At 71.7% G+C, this 16,620-nt stretch carries 17 protein-coding genes and 1 tRNA gene; 7 read left to right on the top strand and 11 right to left on the bottom strand.

What is annotated here, in order from left to right; translation table 11 throughout:
* Positions 1-367: 367 nt before the first annotated feature.
* The 4 genes from IE225_RS07835 to IE225_RS33705 all read left to right on the top strand — a co-directional run bounded on the left by IE225_RS07835 (position 368) and on the right by IE225_RS33705 (position 4,926).
* Complete coding sequence (locus tag IE225_RS07835) at positions 368-1,423, top strand: LacI family DNA-binding transcriptional regulator (protein ID WP_190056630.1); 1,056 nt, start codon at positions 368-370, stop codon at positions 1,421-1,423.
* Between the two features lie 725 nt (positions 1,424-2,148).
* A complete protein-coding gene (locus IE225_RS07830) occupies positions 2,149-2,625 on the top strand; it encodes a DUF2690 domain-containing protein (protein WP_190056629.1) in 477 nt (158 codons plus the stop codon).
* A 96-nt stretch (positions 2,626-2,721) separates the two neighbouring features.
* Complete coding sequence (locus tag IE225_RS07825; protein ID WP_190056628.1) at positions 2,722-3,735, top strand: M23 family metallopeptidase; 1,014 nt, start codon at positions 2,722-2,724, stop codon at positions 3,733-3,735.
* A gap of 192 nt (positions 3,736-3,927) precedes the next feature.
* Positions 3,928-4,926, top strand: coding sequence for a helix-turn-helix domain-containing protein (locus tag IE225_RS33705; protein WP_190056627.1), 999 nt, complete (start codon positions 3,928-3,930; stop codon positions 4,924-4,926).
* A 111-nt stretch (positions 4,927-5,037) separates the two neighbouring features.
* On the opposite strand, the gene IE225_RS07815 is transcribed toward IE225_RS33705, so the two are convergent.
* From IE225_RS07815 to IE225_RS07775, 9 genes are all read right to left on the bottom strand, one after another.
* Positions 5,038-5,247, bottom strand: coding sequence for a hypothetical protein (locus tag IE225_RS07815; RefSeq protein WP_190056626.1), 210 nt, complete (start codon positions 5,245-5,247; stop codon positions 5,038-5,040).
* The gene (locus tag IE225_RS07810) at positions 5,244-5,666 is read right to left on the bottom strand and encodes an ATP-binding protein (RefSeq protein WP_190056625.1); all 423 of its coding nucleotides are present in this window, start codon (positions 5,664-5,666) and stop codon (positions 5,244-5,246) included. The genes IE225_RS07815 and IE225_RS07810 overlap by 4 nt, the downstream gene beginning before the upstream one ends.
* Before the next feature lie 158 nt (positions 5,667-5,824).
* The gene (locus IE225_RS07805) at positions 5,825-6,673 is read right to left on the bottom strand and encodes a helix-turn-helix domain-containing protein (protein ID WP_190056624.1); all 849 of its coding nucleotides are present in this window, start codon (positions 6,671-6,673) and stop codon (positions 5,825-5,827) included.
* A 10-nt stretch (positions 6,674-6,683) separates the two neighbouring features.
* On the bottom strand, positions 6,684-7,208 hold the full coding sequence (locus tag IE225_RS07800) for a DUF6879 family protein (RefSeq protein ID WP_190056623.1): 525 nt from the start codon (positions 7,206-7,208) through the stop codon (positions 6,684-6,686).
* On the bottom strand, positions 7,180-7,422 hold the full coding sequence (locus IE225_RS07795; protein ID WP_190056622.1) for a hypothetical protein: 243 nt from the start codon (positions 7,420-7,422) through the stop codon (positions 7,180-7,182). Before IE225_RS07795 ends, IE225_RS07800 begins: the two co-directional genes overlap by 29 nt.
* A gap of 226 nt (positions 7,423-7,648) precedes the next feature.
* Positions 7,649-7,721, bottom strand: a tRNA-His gene (locus IE225_RS07790).
* A gap of 115 nt (positions 7,722-7,836) precedes the next feature.
* Entirely contained in the window at positions 7,837-8,439 is a 603-nt protein-coding gene (gene orn, locus IE225_RS07785; protein WP_190056621.1) for an oligoribonuclease, read from the bottom strand.
* A 114-nt stretch (positions 8,440-8,553) separates the two neighbouring features.
* Positions 8,554-9,822 carry a GlxA family transcriptional regulator gene (locus IE225_RS07780; RefSeq protein ID WP_190056620.1) on the bottom strand — a complete coding sequence of 423 codons (1,269 nt, stop codon included), beginning with the start codon at positions 9,820-9,822 and terminating at the stop codon, positions 8,554-8,556.
* 376 nt (positions 9,823-10,198) lie between these two features.
* Positions 10,199-10,576: a hypothetical protein gene (locus IE225_RS07775; protein WP_229879320.1), complete on the bottom strand. Its 378-nt coding sequence runs from the start codon at positions 10,574-10,576 to the stop codon at positions 10,199-10,201.
* A gap of 322 nt (positions 10,577-10,898) precedes the next feature.
* Here IE225_RS07775 and IE225_RS07770 point away from each other — a divergent pair, with 322 nt between their 5' ends.
* Positions 10,899-11,426, top strand: a complete 528-nt coding sequence (locus IE225_RS07770) for a universal stress protein (protein WP_190056619.1) — start codon at positions 10,899-10,901, stop codon at positions 11,424-11,426.
* Between the two features lie 269 nt (positions 11,427-11,695).
* Positions 11,696-12,262 carry a GPR1/FUN34/YaaH family transporter gene (locus IE225_RS07765; protein ID WP_190056618.1) on the top strand — a complete coding sequence of 189 codons (567 nt, stop codon included), beginning with the start codon at positions 11,696-11,698 and terminating at the stop codon, positions 12,260-12,262.
* A 245-nt stretch (positions 12,263-12,507) separates the two neighbouring features.
* Here IE225_RS07765 and glmS read toward each other — a convergent pair whose 3' ends face one another.
* Positions 12,508-14,325, bottom strand: coding sequence for a glutamine--fructose-6-phosphate transaminase (isomerizing) (gene glmS, locus IE225_RS07760; protein ID WP_190056617.1), 1,818 nt, complete (start codon positions 14,323-14,325; stop codon positions 12,508-12,510).
* A 121-nt stretch (positions 14,326-14,446) separates the two neighbouring features.
* Positions 14,447-14,704, bottom strand: a complete 258-nt coding sequence (locus tag IE225_RS07755) for a hypothetical protein (RefSeq protein WP_190056616.1) — start codon at positions 14,702-14,704, stop codon at positions 14,447-14,449.
* Between the two features lie 165 nt (positions 14,705-14,869).
* Between IE225_RS07755 and IE225_RS07750 the strand changes: the two genes are divergently transcribed.
* Positions 14,870-16,438 (top strand): purple acid phosphatase family protein, encoded by a 1,569-nt coding sequence (locus IE225_RS07750; protein ID WP_190056615.1) that lies wholly within the window; start codon positions 14,870-14,872, stop codon positions 16,436-16,438.
* Positions 16,439-16,620 lie beyond the last annotated feature (182 nt).

Here is a 16,620-nt window from a genome sequence, read left to right as displayed (position 1 = left end):
ACCTGGTATGGGAGCGCTCCCATGAGTGATGTGTTGAAGGGTCGCGGGTTCCAGCGGGGGTGTCAAGGGAGTCGGCACGGAGGCATGCGTTCAGTTATCGGGCTGTTAACTGGCCCGTGCCGGCGGTGTTCCGGGCGGCGGCGGGCGACTCGGATGGGCCCTGCCTGCCGCGTAGGTGGACCCCGCCCGCTGCGTGGTTCCGCCCGCCGTGTGGTCCGGGCCCGCTCCATGCGTGGTCCCGCCCCGCTCCTTGCGCGGTCCGGCCTGGTCCGCCGGGTGCGGACGGGGCCGTACGGGCTGGGGTGATCATCCGGCTGGGCTGTTAGATTCCAGGTGGGACCAAGGACAAGGGGAGGCGGAGCCACCGATGGCAAGCCGTGGATCGCGCAGTCGCAGCGGCGGTCGGCCCACCCTCGAAGAGGTGGCCGCACGCGCCGGCGTCGGTCGTGGCACCGTCTCCCGGGTGATCAACGGCTCGCCCCGGGTCAGTGAGGCGACCCGCGCGGCCGTCGAGGCGGCGGTCGCGGAACTCGGCTACGTCCCGAACACCGCGGCCCGCGCCCTGGCCGCCAACCGCACGGACGCGATCGCCCTGGTGGTGCCCGAACCGGAGACCCGGTTCTTCGCGGAACCGTACTTCTCGGACATCCTCAAGGGTGTCGGGGCCGAGCTGTCCGACACGGAGATGCAGTTGCTGCTGATCTTCGCGGGCAGTGACCGGGAGCGGCGCAGGCTCGCCCAGTACCTGGCGGCCCACCGGGTGGACGGCGTCCTGCTGGTCTCCGTGCACGCCGACGACCCGCTGCCCGACCTGCTGTCCCAGATGGAGATCCCGGTGGTGATCAGCGGCCCGCGGTCGGCCACGGAGACGCTGGCGTCGGTGGACTCGGACAACTACGGCGGCGCCCGCCAGGCCGTGGAACACCTCCTGGAGCGCGGCCGCCGCACGATAGCCCACATCACCGGCCGCCTGGACGTCTACGGCGCCCACCGGCGCGTCGACGGCTACCGCGACGCGCTGCGCGAGGCGGGCCACGAGGTGGACGAGCTGCTCATCGAGCCGGGCGACTTCACCGAGGGAGGCGGCCGCCGCGCGATGGCGGCGCTGCTGGAGCGCCGCCCGCACCTGGACGCGGTCTTCGCCGGCTCGGACGTGACCGCGGCCGGCGCCCGCCAGGCCCTGCGCGAGGCGGGCCGCCGCATACCCGACGACGTGGCGCTGGTCGGCTACGACGACTCCGCCATCGCCCGCCACATGGACCCCTCGCTCACCAGCGTCCGCCAGCCCATAGAGGAGATGGGCCGCCGGATGATCGACCTGCTGCTGGCGGAGATCGCCGACCGCCGCCCGGCCGTCTCCCGCAGCCTGGGGCGCCGGCAGGTGATCCTGCCGACGGAACTGGTGGTACGGGCGTCGTCGTAGCCGGCGTACGCCCGGCCCGGGGCGGGTGGCCGGCATCCGGGACGTCGTGGTGCACCGGACCCCGGACCCGGACGTGATCGTCGCGGAGTATGGCGCGGAGCACGTCGCGGTCGCGGCGCCGGCGGCGCCCGGTGGCGCGTCAGGGCGCCTGGGCCGCGCTGGTACTTACTGCGGGTGAACGAGGGCGGGCGGCTTACGCACGTCCGCGACCGCATGGACGGCCACGGGATGGCCGCCGCGCGCGGGCACGGGCAACGGGGATGCGGCGCGGAAAAGGGGCATCGGACGGACGACCACGAGCGGGACACGCCACCTCCCGCCCCGCCAGTCCGCTTCTGCCGTCGCGGTACTCACTGCTCACCGCAGTACTCACTGCTCCCCGAGGTACTCACCGCCCCCGCGGACGGGTGATCGGGGGACAGGGATGGGCCGGTCCGGTTCGGCGTTGTTCACCGGGGCGGCCCGCGGGCCCGGTCCGGGCGGCCCGGCCCGGGGACGGGGGCGGTGGCCGAACCGGGGTGTCATGGACCCGAACGGGCCGCCCAAGCCGCGCACGGCCTGGTCCGGACCGCGCACGGTCTGGTCCGGGCTGCTGTTCACCCTTGTTCACCTGCGTGTTCAGGTCCTCGTGCGGCTCGTCGCGCCCTGGCTATACCGGTGCCCACGCCTCACGGCCGCTCCGTGAGGCGCACCGAGAACCCAGCCGGACGAAAGGCGGCACCTCCATGGCACTCCTGCGAACCCTGCGCACGGGCGCGGCGGTGGCGGGGACTCTCCTCGCCCTGCTCGTCCCGCTCGGCGGCACCTCCCACGCGGCGGTACGGGCGACCTGCTCGACCACCGGGTGCGACAATCTCGACCCCATCGACACCGGATGCGCGGGCACCAGCGCCACCGTGCCGCAGGGGACCGTTTCGGCCTACGACGGCCAACTGGAACTGCGCTGGTCGTCCACGTGCCGCACGAACTGGGCGCGCTTCTCACCCGGCTACAACTACAACGGTCACTACGCGATCTGGGTCGACCGGCAGGGCGCCCCGGGCGTGGGCGCGAAGACCGGCCGCCATTTCGAGTTCTGGGGCAGGCCGGAGGACGGCCCCTTCTGGTCCGACCAGCTCTACGCACCCGGCCCTGCCCGCGCCTGCGTCGCCAAGGAGAACGGCGGGGTCTGGGACAGGTCGACCTGCACCCCCTGGCTGTGACCCTCCATACCTCCGCTACGTCCGGATCGCCGCCGTCCGACGGCGATCCGGACTCCCCCGACGAGCCGGGCCACACCGACGAGAGAGAGCCGTGACATGACCGAATCTCCGCACACCGCGCCTGCCACCGCGCCCGGACCCAACGGCCGTACCGAGCGCCGCCGCCTCCCGGCCACCCGCCACCCGGCCGTACGGACCCTGCTGCCGGCGGTGGTGCTGGCGGTGGCCGCGCTCGGCCTTACCGCCCCGGCCCGGGCGGCCACGTACCAGGTGACCGGGGCCGACGCGCAGGGCCTGGCGGTGCAGAGCGAACCGCACGCCGGGCACGTGCTGCGCTACGTGCCCAACGGCACCGCGCTCGACATCGTCTGCCAGGTCAACAACGGCGACCAGGTCGACGGACGGACCTACGGCGGCAAGCCGTTCACCACCTGGGACCGGCTCGCGGACGGCACCTGGGTCTACGACTGGTACACCAACACGCCCACGGTGGGCTCCGACGGCTACAGCCCCGGCATCGCCCACTGCGGTGACTCGGCCGGCCTGCCTCCCCTCGCCCAGGGCTGCGTGGACTGGCCCAGCAACAAGTTCCTCCAGACGCCGTTCACGAAGGAGGCCAACGGCGGCGCCGGCTACGCGTGGCAGAACGGCAGCTACTACGGCGAGGGCTTCCACGTGAACTGCGCCACCACGAACCGCATGAACCAGTACTACGCCGTGGACCTCGGCCTGCGTCAGGGCGATCCGGTCCTCGCCCCGGGCGGCCCGGGCACCGTGCTCTACGCGGACTGGGCCCCGGCCGGCTGGGAGACCTGCGGGCAGTACGTGGTGGTCGACCACGGCGGCGGCTGGTGGAGCGTGGTGTGCCATCTCAGCACCATCAAGGTCGTCAAGGGCCAGCACATCACCGACTCGACGGTCATCGGGACCGTCGGCGGCACCGGGGGATTCGAGCCGCACCTGCACTTCTCCCTCGTACAGGGCGCCTCGCTCACTCCCGCCGGCGGCGTCTACGGCGGCCGCAGCGCCCGCCCGCGCCACCTGATGCACCTGGGCGACGGAGGGGGGTACTACGACACGATCACCAAGGGCCAGAAGGTCTGGTACTGACCGGTGACCACCGTGTCCGGCGGCGCTCGACGCCGGACACGCCACGGTCCGTCGTGCCGCCACCGGGGCTCACCCGGCGGCGGTACGACGGCTGTGCGCGTCGCGGGCGGCCCTCAGAACGGCAGGAAACGCACTGTCCGGATCACACCGGCCCGATCACAATGCCCTCGGAGAGGACTACTTGGGGGGCACATGACGGGGCGGCGCAGAACACCGATCACGGGAAACGGTCCTCGGGCCCAACTCGCGCTGAGACTCCGCGCACTGCGGGACGGCAGCGGCCTGACGCTGCGGCAGGTCGCCGCGCGGTCGGGCTACTCCCTGGCCGCTCTCTCCAACGCGGAGAGCGGCCGGCGCCTCCCGTCCTGGGACCTGGTGGAGGCGTTCGTCCACAGCTGCGGGTCCGATCCCGCCCGGTGGCGGCAGCTCTGGGAGGTCGCCCGCGAGAGCGCCCCGCCCGACGGGACGGAGGAGAAGGCCGTACCGTCCGGGACCGCGGCGAAGGACGATGCCGCCGCGGAGCCGTCCACCGACGCTCCGGCCACCGATGCCCCGTCCGCCGATGCCCCGGCCATTGACGCCCCGTCCGCCGATGCCCCGGCCACCGGCCCGGCCCCTGAAGCCGGCGACCGGGCCCGGAGCCGCCGGCGCGGGGCGTGGATCGCCGTGTCCGTCGCCTGCGCCGCTCTCGCCGTGACCGGGGGCGTCCTCCTCACGCGCCCGGACCCCCCGTCCGGCGCGTCCGGGAGGCCGTCCGACCGGCCCGCCGCCAGTGCGGTGCCGGCGAACGGAGTGGCCTCTTCGGCACCGCCCGCCGCCCGCCCCGCCCGGGACGGCAGCGATCCCTACGAGGCCGGGTGCCGGGCGGACCAGAAGCAGCTCGACTGGCAGACCGTGCGCTGGGCGGACGGCAAGACCTACGGCACCTTGATCCTGATGTACTCCCGAGCCTGCCGAGCCGCCTGGGGTTACCTCCAGGGCCCGGTGTCCCACCGGTGGACGGTGCACACCGACGCCCACCGCGACCCCGACGGCGCCACCGCCCCCGCCTCCTACCGCGGTGACCAGACCCTGCCCGGGAGCTGGGGCGACGTGCTGTCCACCCGCACCGGCTGCGTCTACGTCGAGGCCCACGTCGACACCCCCGGCCACCCCGGCCCGCACGCGCGCACCTCCTGCATCCGCCCTTGAGGACGACCGGGCCACGGGGGCTTCGCTTCCGATTCCGGGAAGGAGCGGGGGAGCCTCTGCGGCATGCCCCCGTGAGGGAGTGCGGAGGCGGGAGCGTGCTGCGGCGCACGGTTACGCCTCCCGCTCCCTCTCGAGGCGCTCCAGACGCGGCGCGGTGACGGTCAGCTTGTCGGCGTTCGGGACGGTCCACCTCAGGGCGAACGAGTACGTCTCGCGCAGGATGTACGTGCCGTCCCGCTTCACGTCGGTGACGATGCCCTCCTTGCCCGCGTCGGCGTCGTAGACCTGATCGCCCACCCACGGGGACTTCTGCTCGGTCATCGGGCCGCCTCGCTCATCAGCTCGACCCAGACCTGCTTGCCCCAGCGGTAGAGGTCGGTGCCCCAGCGCTCGGCCAGGGCGTCGACCAGGAGGAGGCCCCGACCGCAGGTGAGGAGGTCGTCACCGGGCTCGACCAGCTTCGGCAGCACCCTGGCCCTGTCCACGACACCGACCCGTACGAACCGCTCGCTCGGCCGGGTGACGATGACCCGGATCAGCCGGCTGTTGGTGTGCTTGACCGCGTTGGCCACCAGCTCCGAGACGAGCAGTATCGCGGTGTCCGTCAGATCCTCCAGGTACCAGGCCGCCAGGGCCGTCCGTACGAGCGTGCGGGCGGCCTCGGCGCTCTCCTCCAGACCTGGGAGGGTCTCGGAGTATCCGGGATGCCCGGTGTGATGCGGCTTCGCTGGCAGGATCATCTGGGCCTCGTTCGCCGTCGAACGGTCAGGAAGGACCGCCGACTTCGCGTCATGGGGCGGCCTGGGCGACGGCATTCCCCGGGAGCAAGTCGGTTGGCAGAGACCGTAGGAAAGGCGTCAGACGGGCCTCAACGAGTTTCTACGGTTTTCTATGCTCTCTACCCGAGATGGGTGATGGCCGCGGTGATCAAGTCACGTGCGGCACTGCCGTAGACGGCTGAACGACTCAGCATCTGGGAGGCCCTGACGTACTGTTCCACCTCGCTCGGGGCCGTGATCTTGACCGCCGCCGAGAGCAGTTCCACATGGACCCGGGCGTCGTCGAAGACGTTGAAGGTCTCCAGAGGCCACGTCGGGCGCTGTGCCGAGAAGGGGATCACGCCGAGGCTGACGGAGGGCAGGGACATCAGCGTGAGCAGGTAGCCCAGTTGCCCGGCCATCGTCTCGGCGTCACCGATGCGGTACCGGAGCACGGACTCCTCCACCAGCACCGAGAAGCGGTTCCCCGCGGTGAAGAGCACCCGGGACCGCTGCATCCGGGCCTCCACGGCCTCCGCGACGTCGTTCGGGGTGTTGTGGAAGCGCGCGATCGACTCCAGGAGCGCAGTGGCGTATGCGGGCGTCTGGAGCAGTCCGGGGATGACGGTGGAGCAGTACACCCGGAACAGGCGCGTGCGCTCGTACAGCTCGACACGGGACTCCTGAAGGTGCCGCAGCCCGGTGCGCTGAAGACGGCGCCACTCCATGTACATGGAGTCGGCGGACTGGGCGGAGGCCACCAGGTCGTCCACGGCGCGGTCGGCCCCGCACGCCGCGCACCAAGCCCTGATGTCCGCTATCGCCGGGGGAGTCCGGGCGTTCTCGATGCGGGAGACCTTCGAGGGATACCAGTCCAGCCGCCGGGCAAGCTCCGTGGCCGTCAGCCCCGCCTCCGTGCGGATCTCCCGCAGACGGGTGGCGAGCTGACGTCGGGCAGCTTGAACGGCGGCTGTTGGCGACTCGGTCATGCCCGGTGACTCAGACGGTGTAGCGGTCGTGCGGGATGGCGCGGCTCCAGACGTTCTCGAACGCCTCGGACACGTTCTTGATCACGTCAGGATCGTCGCAGAGGGTGTGCTCCACGAAGGCCCCGTCGCCGGAGAACAGACCGAACCGGATCAGGTCGTTGTCGAACAGCCAGAGGTCGTTGCCGGGGATCAGCAGGTCGGAGGCCAGACGGCGCGGAAGCCAGCGGACGTCCTCGCCGGCCATCACGTTCTGGAACGTGCAGGAGTGCTCGTAGCGTACGTACTCGGACAGCGGCTCGGAGACGATGCGGGCACGGCGGACACGGACGCCCCGGCCCACGGCTTCGGCGACGCAGGAGTGGAAGGAGTTCCACCACTGCTCCCGGTTGTCCGGGGTGTGCCGGTGGCCGGCTCGCCAGGCCGCGAAGTCCTCGTCCTCCTCCGGGACGCCGTAGACGTCGCGGGTCTCCAGGTGGACCGCACTGTGGCGGCAGCGGGCCAGCAGGTCAGCGAACGGAGGAACCGTCTGCGACATCACACGCCTCCCTGATCGCGGCCATCATGCGGGCAGGCAACCGGACGACCGCTTCGGTGTCGGGGATGCTCCCGGTCTTCAGGCACTCCCGCTCCGTCTCGCCGTCCGCCTTCCATCCCTGGATGACCAGGTCCTTCGTCTCCTCGTCCACCCAGACGGTCGGGCAGTTGTCGCCGTTGGTGTTCGGATCCTTCGCGATGAACCGTAGCGTCACGGATCTCCCCATTCCTCTGGCTTCTACGGACTTCTACGACCGTCGTCCGTCGGGAGGCCGGGGTCAATGGCGCACGTTTGTGCTGGGAGTTCACCCGAACGGAGAAAACGCCCCTTCCGGCCGAGGCCGAGAGGGGGCGTCATCCCGTGTGGCCACCGTGTGGCCATGGAGGCAACGAAAGAGGCCGACGACCGCATTAGTGCAGGTCGTCGGCCTCTCAGAAGAGGGTGAGTGACGGGACTCGAACCCGCGACATCCTGGACCACAACCAGGTGCTCTACCAGCTGAGCTACACCCACCACGACCGGCGTTCGGACTGCGTGGTCTCCCCGCTCGGCCGAGAAAAAGTGTACAGGGTCGGAAGGGGTGCTCGCGCCCGCCTTTCGCCGTGTCCCTGCCCGGGCCCCGTTTCCCTCACTGAGCAGGCAGAACGTGCTTGGCCGCGATCTCCTTGGCGGTGTCGGAGCCGGGGCCGGGCGGCGGCACGAAGATGGCCTCGCGGTAGTAGCGCAGCTCGGCGATGGACTCCCGGATGTCGGCGAGGGCCCGGTGGTTGCCGTTCTTCTGCGGGGCGTTGAAGTACGCCCGCGGGTACCACCGGCGGGCCAGCTCCTTGATCGACGACACGTCGACGATCCGGTAGTGCAGGTACTCCTCCAGCGTCGGCATGTCCCGCAGCAGGAAGCCCCGGTCGGTGCTCACGGAGTTCCCGCACAGCGGCGCCTTGCCGGGCTCCTTCACGTACTCCTTCACATACGCCAGCACCCGCTCCTCCGCCTCCGCCAGCGTCGTGCCGTGCGGCAGCTCCTCGAGCAGGCCGGACGCGGTGTGCATCCGCCGCACCACCTCCGGCATCGACTCCAGCGCCTCGTCCGGCGGCCGGATGACGATGTCCACGCCCTCGCCGAGCACGTTCAGCTCGGAGTCCGTGACGAGGGCGGCCACCTCGATGAGCGCGTCGGTCGACAGCGAGAGTCCGGTCATCTCGCAGTCGATCCACACCATGCGATCGTTCATGTGTCTAACCCTACGGCCCGCCTCCACGGGCCGGACCCGGCGTGCGGCGGGACAAAGATCCGGGCCCGCGAGGACATGCCTCGCGGGCCCGGATCCACGGACGGGGCCGCCTGCCTACGAACCGCTGCGCGGCGACGGCACCCCGGCCCCCACGGTGCTGGCGGCCTTGCGGCGCGTCTGGCGCGGCACCGGTCCCTCCCCGTGGAGGGGGGAGGACGGGGTCGGGCCGACGGGACCGGCGCCGTTGCCGTCACCGATCCGGGCGCCGGCGTTCGCGTGCGTGCCGCCCGCCGGGCCGGCCGCCGCCGCGGACGTGCCCGCGGGCGTCGCCGGCGAGGTGTCGCCGTCCCCGGACTTCTCGCCCTGCGGCCGCCGCGCCCGGTACGCCGCCCGGTAGGCGGCCGGGGAGGCCCCCAGCTGCCGCCGGAAGTGCCCGCGCAGTGCGACCGGCGAGCGGAAGCCGCACCGCCCGGCGACCTCGTCCACGGAGTAGTCGGAGGTCTCCAGCAGCCGCTGCGCCTGCAGCACCCGCTGCGTGATCAGCCACTGCAGCGGCGCGCTGCCGGTCAGCGACCGGAAGCGGCGGTCGAACGTACGGCGGCTCATGTACGCCCGCGCCGCCAGCGTCTCCACGTCGAACTGCTCGTGGAGGTGCTCCAGCGCCCAGGCGACGACCTCGGCGAGCGGGTCGGCGCCGATCTCCTCCGGTAAAGACCGGTCGAGGTAGCGTTCCTGTCCGCCGCTTCGGCGCGGCGGGACCACCAGGCGCCGGGCCAGCGCGCCCGCCGCCTCGTTGCCGTGGTCCGTGCGCACGATGTGCAGGCACAGGTCGATGCCGGCGGCGGTGCCGGCCGACGTGAGCACGTCGCCGTCGTCCACGAACAGTTCGCGTGGATCGACGTGCACCGACGGATAGCGCTTGGCCAGCGTCGGCGCGTACATCCAGTGTGTGGTCGCGGGGCGCCCGTCGAGCAGGCCGGCTGCCGCGAGCACGAACGCGCCCGTGCACAGCCCGACGATGCGGGCACCCTCCTCGTGCGCCCGGCGCAGTGCGTCGAGCGCCTCCTCCGGCGGCGGCGAGGTGATCGAGCGCCAGGCCGGCACGACGACGGTGCCGGCCCGGGAGATCGCCTCCAGGCCATGTGGTGCGGTGAGTTCCAGGCCCCCTGTGGTCCGCAGCGGGCCCGCCTCGCCGGCGCACACCAGCAGTCGGTAGCGCGGCACGCCGGCGTCCTGGCGGTCAACCCCGAACACCGACAGCGGAATGGAACTCTCGAAAATGGGGCCGCCGCTGAACAGCAGCACCGCGACGATCTCCTTGCGGCGCCGCCCGGACAGCTTCCGGGTCGCGCCTTCCGGCGTGGCGGTGGAGTCGTGGCTCATACTGCTAAGCCCCCCTCGGTGGTCGCGGCTCCTCGGTTGTGTCGCTCCTGCACGTTTCCCCTCGGTCCTGCACGAGTCCCCCGCCGTAGACGTCAAGATCGAATCTACTGTGTCGCGTTGCGCCGGGGTGGCTGGTTCGACACTCGGCGCATTGTCGACTTGGCAACTTGGCGTGAAGCATTCGATCACGAAGCGTTGCATTCGGGGAGTGCGCAGGGAAGTGCGCCTTGTCGCAGTGGCCAATCCCGGTAGGGTGCGCCGGGCCCGGTGGACCCTTTCCGTGCAGGTGGAACGGGGGGTGGGGGGTGCCCGTGCGGGGGGATGCATGGATTTCAGAAGTTGGCTGAAAAGATGCGCTCCCGTGCGCAAAAACCGGTCAGCCGACCGGTGTCCCTCCGCCCGCGTGCCGACCGCCCCGGCGGGCGCCCGCGCCGGGGCGGTGGCGGCGGCCGTGCGCCGGGGCGTGCCGTGCCGCCGCCGTCCGGGCCGCGCCGCGCTCGGACCGGCGCAGGAGCAGGCGGCAGGCGACGGTGACCGCGGCGAGGCCCAGCGCGGTGCCGGCGGCGCCGGCGAGCGAGGTGCCGCACCAGAGGAGGACCACGGGTACGAGGACGCAGCTGAAGATCGCCCAGCGGGTGAGGTCGGCGGTGAGGTCGGTGACGGTGGCGGGGTCGGCGGCGGGAACGGCGGCGGACTCGTGGGCGGACTCGTGGCTGGGCTCGTGGCTGGGCTCGGTGGTGCGGGGTGCGGGCACGGCGGGGCTCCCTGCGGCCGGGGGTTCACGGGATTAACGCCGGTCCGGCGCGTCGGTCACCCGGGGTGGCGGGCACGGGGCGCGCCGACCCCCGCCCGCCCCTGTGCAAACAGGCTGTGTGGGGCAGCGACCATTGCGTTACGGGCGGTCTCTCGTGCATGCTCCGGGGAACCACCCGCCACGGAGGGTGCGCGGGGTCTGGGCTAAGGAGGCGTGCCGCCGTACCCTTGGGGGTATGGGGTTGGGAAGATGATTCCCGGACACAGCTCCGCCGCACACTGTCGTCCCACCCATACATAAGGATCATTTCGCCGAGACAGCCATGGCCGGTCACGAATTCTTCGAACCCGCGGACCGTAAGCGGCCGGTCGCCGATCCGACGGCGGCCGATCCCCTGGCGGCGGACGAGTCACGCACTCCCTGCGATCCCGCGTTCCGGCACGGCGTCGTCGTCGGCTTCGACGGGTCCACCTCCAGCGAGCGCGCCCTGGCGTACGCGATCGGGATGGCGCAGCGCGCCGGCTCCGGACTGATCATCGTGCACGTCGCCAACCGGCTGCCCACCACCGTCTGGGCGGGCTGCGAGCCGCCCGTCTTCGTGGACGTGCCCGATCACCGCACCGAGGTGCTCGGCCTCGAACTGGCCTGCTCCGACTACCTCTCCGAGGTGCCCTGGATCCTCGTCGAGCGCGGCGGCGACATCTGCCACGAGCTGGAGGAGGTCGGCAAGGAGTACGAGGCGGACGCGATCGTCGTCGGCTCCACCCACGGCATCGCCGGGCGGATCTTCGGCTCCGTCGCCGGCCGGCTCGCCAAGCGGGCGCGGCGGCCGGTGGTCGTCATCCCCTGAGGCCGCTCCTTCCGCGCGTCCAGGTCCGTCGGGAGCCCGCTCCTTCCGCGCCTTCCGGTTCGTCGGGCGGTTCGTCGGAACCCCACTCCTTCCTTGGGCTCCGGTCCGTCGTGAGGACGCTCCTCCCGTGAGTCCCGTTCCGCCGCAAGTCGGTCCCGTCTACACCCGGTTGCTACCGAATCGTGTCCCGCCGCAGGTGTTTGTGCCTTTGTGAAGGGCATATACCGGTCGCGGACAACCGCACCTGCATGACATGAAGGGAGCCCGCCGTGGACAAAGACGTCTCCGCGGGAAGCACCACCACGATCGTCGGCCGGCTCGCCCTCGCGGTGACCCTGCTGGCCGCCGGTCTCGGCTACACCGGCGTACTCAACGACGTGACGGCGTCCGACACCGCGTCGCTCGCCCGGTACGTGGGCGGCGTCGCCCTGTTCGCCGCCGGTCTGATGGCCTTCCGCGACCGTGACACGGTCGGCGGTACGGCCTTCGCCGCGCTCGGCGCCCTGTGGTTCACCTGGGCCGGCCTGTCCGGCGCCCAGGCGGCCTCCGGCAACGCCGCCGGGCTCTTCCTGCTCCTGTTCGCCCTCGTGGCGCTGTCGCTGACCTTCGCGGGCGGCGACATGCTGGGCCAGGGCATGTACGGGCTGCTCTTCGTCTCCCTGGTGCTCCTGGCCGTGGCCGCGTTCGCGGACAACGGGACCATCGCGAAGATCGGCGGCTGGTTCGCCGTGGTGGCGGGGGCGGTGGCCTGGTACGCGGCGACCGCGGCCTTCGCGCACTGGCCCATGACGATGCCGCGGCGCACCGCGGGACGCCGGATGACGGTCACCGGCTGATCACCGGCCGACGGCCGACGGTCGACGACTGACGGTTGACGACTGACGGTTGACGGCTGACGGCCGTCGACCGGTCGGCGCGACGGGCCGGCCGGGGACGGGCGGCCCCGGCCCGGTCGGGAGCGGCCTCCCTGTGCGGATGGCACACAGGGGGGCCGCCGTCCGCTTTCCGCGCCCGCCGCACCGACCGCGCCCGCCCGCCCGTGCCTTCCGCCCCGTCGCGCCCTGTGCGTGCGGGGCGGGTGCTACTCCACCGTCACCGACTTCGCCAGGTTCCTCGGCTTGTCGATGTCCCGGCCCAGCGCCAGCGCCGTGTGGTAGGCGAGGAGCTGGAGCGGGATGCCCATGAGGATCGGATCGAGCTCGTCCTCGTTCTTCGGGACGACGATGGTGTGGTCGGCCTTCTCCTGCTCCTGGTGGGCCACGGCGAGGATCCTGCCCTGGCGGGCCTTGATCTCCTCCAGCGCGGCGCGGTTCTTCTCCAGCAGGTCGTCGTCGGGGACGATGGCGACCGTGGGCAGGGCGGGCTCGATGAGGGCCAGCGGTCCGTGCTTGAGCTCGGAGGCCGGGTAGGCCTCGGCGTGGATGTAGGAGACCTCCTTCAGCTTCAGGGAGGCCTCGCGGGCCACCGGGTAGCCCCGGACGCGGCCGATGAAGAGCATCGAGCGGGCCTCGGTGTACTGCAGGGCCAGCTTCTTGATCTCCTCCTCCTGCTGGAGGATCTCGGAGATCTGCGCGGGCAGCCTGCGCAGCCCCTCGATGATGCGCCGGCCGTCGCGCACGGACAGGTCGCGGGTGCGGCCGAGGTGCAGGGCGAGCAGCGCGAAGGCGACGCAGGTGTTGGTGAAGCACTTGGTGGACACCACGCACACCTCGGGCCCGGCGTGCACGTAGATGCCGCCGTCCGCCTCCCGGGCGATGGCCGAGCCGACGACGTTGACCACGCCGAGCACCCGCGCGCCCTTGCGCTTGAGTTCCTGCACGGCCGCGAGCACGTCGTAGGTCTCGCCGGACTGCGAGACGGCGACGTAGAGGGTGTCGGGGTCGACGACGGCGTTGCGGTAGCGGAACTCGGAGGCGGGCTCGGCGTCGGCGGGGATGCGGGCCAGCTCCTCGATCATCTGGGCGCCGATCATGCCCGCGTGGTACGAGGTGCCGCAGCCGAGGATCTTCACACGGCGGATCCGGCGGGCCTCGCGGGCGTCGAGGTTGAGGCCGCCGAGGTGCACGGTGGAGAAGCGGTCGTCGATGCGGCCGCGCAGCACCCGGTCCACGGCCTCGGCCTGCTCGTGGATCTCCTTGTGCATGTAGGTGTCGTGGCCGCCCATGTCGTACGAGGCCGCCTCCCACTCCACGGTGGTCGGCTCGGCCGTGGTGCGGGTGCCCTCGGTGGTGTAGGTGCGGAAGTCGTCGGCCTTGAGGGTGGCCATCTCGCCGTCGTCGAGGGTGACTATCTGCCGGGTGTGGGCGACCAGGGCGGCGATGTCGGAGGCGACGAACATCTCCTTCTCACCGATGCCGAGGACGACGGGGGAGCCGTTGCGGGCCACCACGATGCGGTCGGGGAAGTCGGCGTGCAGCACGGCGATGCCGTAGGTGCCCTCGATCAGGCGGAGGGTCTCGCGGACCTTGTCCTCCAGCTTCACCGCCTGCGAGCGGGCGATGAGGTGGGTGAGGACCTCGGTGTCGGTCTCGGAGAGGAACTCCACGCCGTCCGCCTCCAGCTTGCGGCGCAGGTCGGCGGCGTTGTCGATGATGCCGTTGTGGACGACGGCGACCTTGCCCTCGGGGTCCAGGTGCGGGTGGGCGTTGACGTCGGAGGGGGCGCCGTGGGTGGCCCAGCGGGTGTGGGCGATGCCGGTGGTGCCCTTGAAGCGGGCCGGGATCTTCGCCTCCAGGTCCCGCACCCGGCCCTTGGCCTTGACCGTCTTCAGGCCGCCGCCCTTGGCGGAGGTGACGGCGATGCCGGCCGAGTCGTAGCCCCGGTACTCCAGCCGCTGCAGGCCCTCCAGGAGCAGCGGGGCGACGTCACGCCTGCCGATGTATCCGACGATTCCGCACATGTGTTGTTTTCCGTGTCCTCTGCCGTGTCCGGTCCGATGCGGTGTCCGGTCCGATCCCGTGTCCGGTCCTGCGCCGTGTCTGGTCTTGTGCCGCGGCCGGGTCCTGTGCCGTGGCTGGTTCTCAGCCGTAGACGATGCGGCGTAGTTGCCGGAGCGAGAGCTCGGGCGGGGCCACCGCGCGGTACTTCAGGTCCGCCGCGATCCGTTCGAAGATCGTCGCGTTCACCAGGCCCTGGGCCTGCAGCTCGCGGTGGCGGCGACGGACGTACTCCTCGGTCGTCTCGTCGAAATAGGCGAGCACGTCCTGGACCACACGCAGCGCCTCGCCCCGGCTGAGGGGCGTGGAGCGCGTCAGGTGATCAACGAGTTCGTCGTGCACCCGGAAGATCCTGAGGGAAGGGACGCGGTTTCGCAAGGATCCTGCCCGATTTCGGGCAGAATGCTGTTGGGGTTCTGGTGAACTCCTGTTCGCAGGGTGTCCATCCTGCGTCTTGTGTTCCGTTGCTCGAGGACACGAGTTTCGGATGCCATGAACATTCCTCGCATGGGAGTACCCGAGAAGCCGGCCGCCCGCATGAGCATGGCCGAACAGCACGAGTACCTGCGCTCCAGGTTCTCGCGGCGCGCCATGATCAGGGGCGGCGCGGTCACGCTGGGCGCCGTCGCGGGGGGCGTGTTCGTGCCGGGCGCCACCGCCCCGGCCGCCGTTCCCACGCCCCGCACCGTCCCCGCGGCCGAGACGGTCGACGGCTCCTTCGTCGCCCCCTTCGGCCGCCACCTCGCCTACGGCACCGACCCGCGCACCGAGATGACCGTCTCCTGGCAGGTCCCGGTGCCGGTCAGGAAGCCCTTCGTCCGCATCGGCGCCCACCCCTGGGACCTCTCCCGCAGGATCGAGGCCGAGGTGCGCACCGTGCACACCCCGGCCGGGATCGGCGCGGGCCCCGACCACACCCAGTACTACGTCCACGCCAGGCTGACCCGCCTGCGCCCGGGCCGCACCTACTACTACGGCGTCGGCCACCAGGGCTTCGACCCGGCCGAGCCGCACCTGCTGGGCACCCTCGGCACCTTCACCACCGCGCCCGACCACAAGGCGCCCTTCACCTTCACCGCCTTCGGCGACCAGGGCGTCGGCTACCACGGCCTGGCCAACGACAGCCTGATCCTCGGCCAGAACCCGGCCTTCCACCTGCACGCCGGCGACATCGCCTACGCCGACCCGTCCGGCGCCGGCAAGACGACCGACACCGGCTTCGACGCGCGCGTGTGGGACCAGTTCCTGGCCCAGACCGAGACCGTCGCCAAGCAGGTCCCGTGGATGGTGTCGTACGGCAACCACGACATGGAGGCCTGGTACTCGCCCAACGGCTACGGCGGCGAACAGGCCCGCTGGGTGATGCCCGGCAACGGCCCGGACCGGGCGAACCTGCCGGGCGTGTACTCCTTCGTCCACGGCAACACCGCCGTCATCTCCCTCGACGCCAACGACGTCTCCTACGAGATCCCGGCCAACCTGGGCCTGTCCGGCGGCACCCAGACCAAGTGGCTGGAGGCGCAGCTCAAGAGATTCCGGGCGGCGAAGGACATCGACTTCGTCGTCGTCTTCTTCCACCACTGCGCCTACTGCACCTCCACCTCCCACGCCTCCGAGGGCGGCGTGCGCCGGGAGTGGGTGCCGCTGTTCGAGAAGTACACCGTGGACCTGGTCATCAACGGCCACAACCACGTCTACGAGCGCACCGACGTCATCAAGGGCGACCGGGTCGCCAAGAAGCTGGAGATCGGCGGCACCGTCTACCCGGAGACCGAGGGCGTGGTCTACGTCACGGCGGGCGCGGCCGGGCGCAGCCTGTACAAGTTCAGCGCCGAGGAGTCCTACGAGGGCCACGAGAAGGACGTCGAGTCCGTCTCCTCCTTCGTCTGCCTGAAGGACGGCGCCCGGCAGAACGAGGACGTGGCCTGGTCCCGGGTGCGCTACGACGACTACTCGTTCCTGCGCGTCGACGTCACCCCGGCGCCCCGGGGCCGCTACGCCACTCTGACGGTGCGCGGCATCGCCGAGACCGGCGCCCGGATCGACCACTTCACCGTGGCCCGCCGGGCCAAGTGACGACCGTGGCCCGCAGGGCCAAGTGACGACCGCGGCCCGTGGGGCCGGATGGCGGCGGTGGCCCGCAGGGCCGAGTGGCACGGCGCCGTGCCCGTGCCCGGTGCGGCAGGGCGCGGGTACGGCGGCGGGGGGAGCCCCCCGTCGCGACGGGCGCCCCGGCGGACCGTACGCCGGGGCGCCCG

Origin of the sequence: Streptomyces echinoruber (genome assembly GCF_014651135.1) — a bacterium.
In the GTDB taxonomy this organism is placed as follows: Bacteria; Actinomycetota; Actinomycetes; order Streptomycetales; family Streptomycetaceae; genus Streptomyces; species Streptomyces echinoruber.
The sequence above is the reverse complement of the archived record's forward strand: the minus strand, read 5'-3'. Positions and strand labels throughout refer to the sequence as shown.

Bases quoted from the DNA above. Each gene is read 5' to 3' on its own strand.
- glmS (WP_190056617.1), bottom strand. From the start codon at position 14,325: ATGTGCGGAATCGTCGGATACATCGGCAGGCGTGACGTCGCCCCGCTG.
- IE225_RS07780 (WP_190056620.1), bottom strand. From the start codon at position 9,822: ATGAGCCACGACTCCACCGCCACGCCGGAAGGCGCGACCCGGAAGCTG.
- IE225_RS33705 (WP_190056627.1), top strand. From the start codon at position 3,928: ATGACGGGGCGGCGCAGAACACCGATCACGGGAAACGGTCCTCGGGCC.
- IE225_RS07800 (WP_190056623.1), bottom strand. From the start codon at position 7,208: ATGTCGCAGACGGTTCCTCCGTTCGCTGACCTGCTGGCCCGCTGCCGC.
- IE225_RS07835 (WP_190056630.1), top strand. From the start codon at position 368: ATGGCAAGCCGTGGATCGCGCAGTCGCAGCGGCGGTCGGCCCACCCTC.
- IE225_RS07805 (WP_190056624.1), bottom strand. From the start codon at position 6,673: ATGACCGAGTCGCCAACAGCCGCCGTTCAAGCTGCCCGACGTCAGCTC.
- orn (WP_190056621.1), bottom strand. From the start codon at position 8,439: ATGAACGATCGCATGGTGTGGATCGACTGCGAGATGACCGGACTCTCG.
- IE225_RS07750 (WP_190056615.1), top strand. From the start codon at position 14,870: ATGGGAGTACCCGAGAAGCCGGCCGCCCGCATGAGCATGGCCGAACAG.
- IE225_RS07810 (WP_190056625.1), bottom strand. From the start codon at position 5,666: ATGATCCTGCCAGCGAAGCCGCATCACACCGGGCATCCCGGATACTCC.
- IE225_RS07770 (WP_190056619.1), top strand. From the start codon at position 10,899: ATGGCCGGTCACGAATTCTTCGAACCCGCGGACCGTAAGCGGCCGGTC.
- IE225_RS07815 (WP_190056626.1), bottom strand. From the start codon at position 5,247: ATGACCGAGCAGAAGTCCCCGTGGGTGGGCGATCAGGTCTACGACGCC.
- IE225_RS07830 (WP_190056629.1), top strand. From the start codon at position 2,149: ATGGCACTCCTGCGAACCCTGCGCACGGGCGCGGCGGTGGCGGGGACT.
- IE225_RS07825 (WP_190056628.1), top strand. From the start codon at position 2,722: ATGACCGAATCTCCGCACACCGCGCCTGCCACCGCGCCCGGACCCAAC.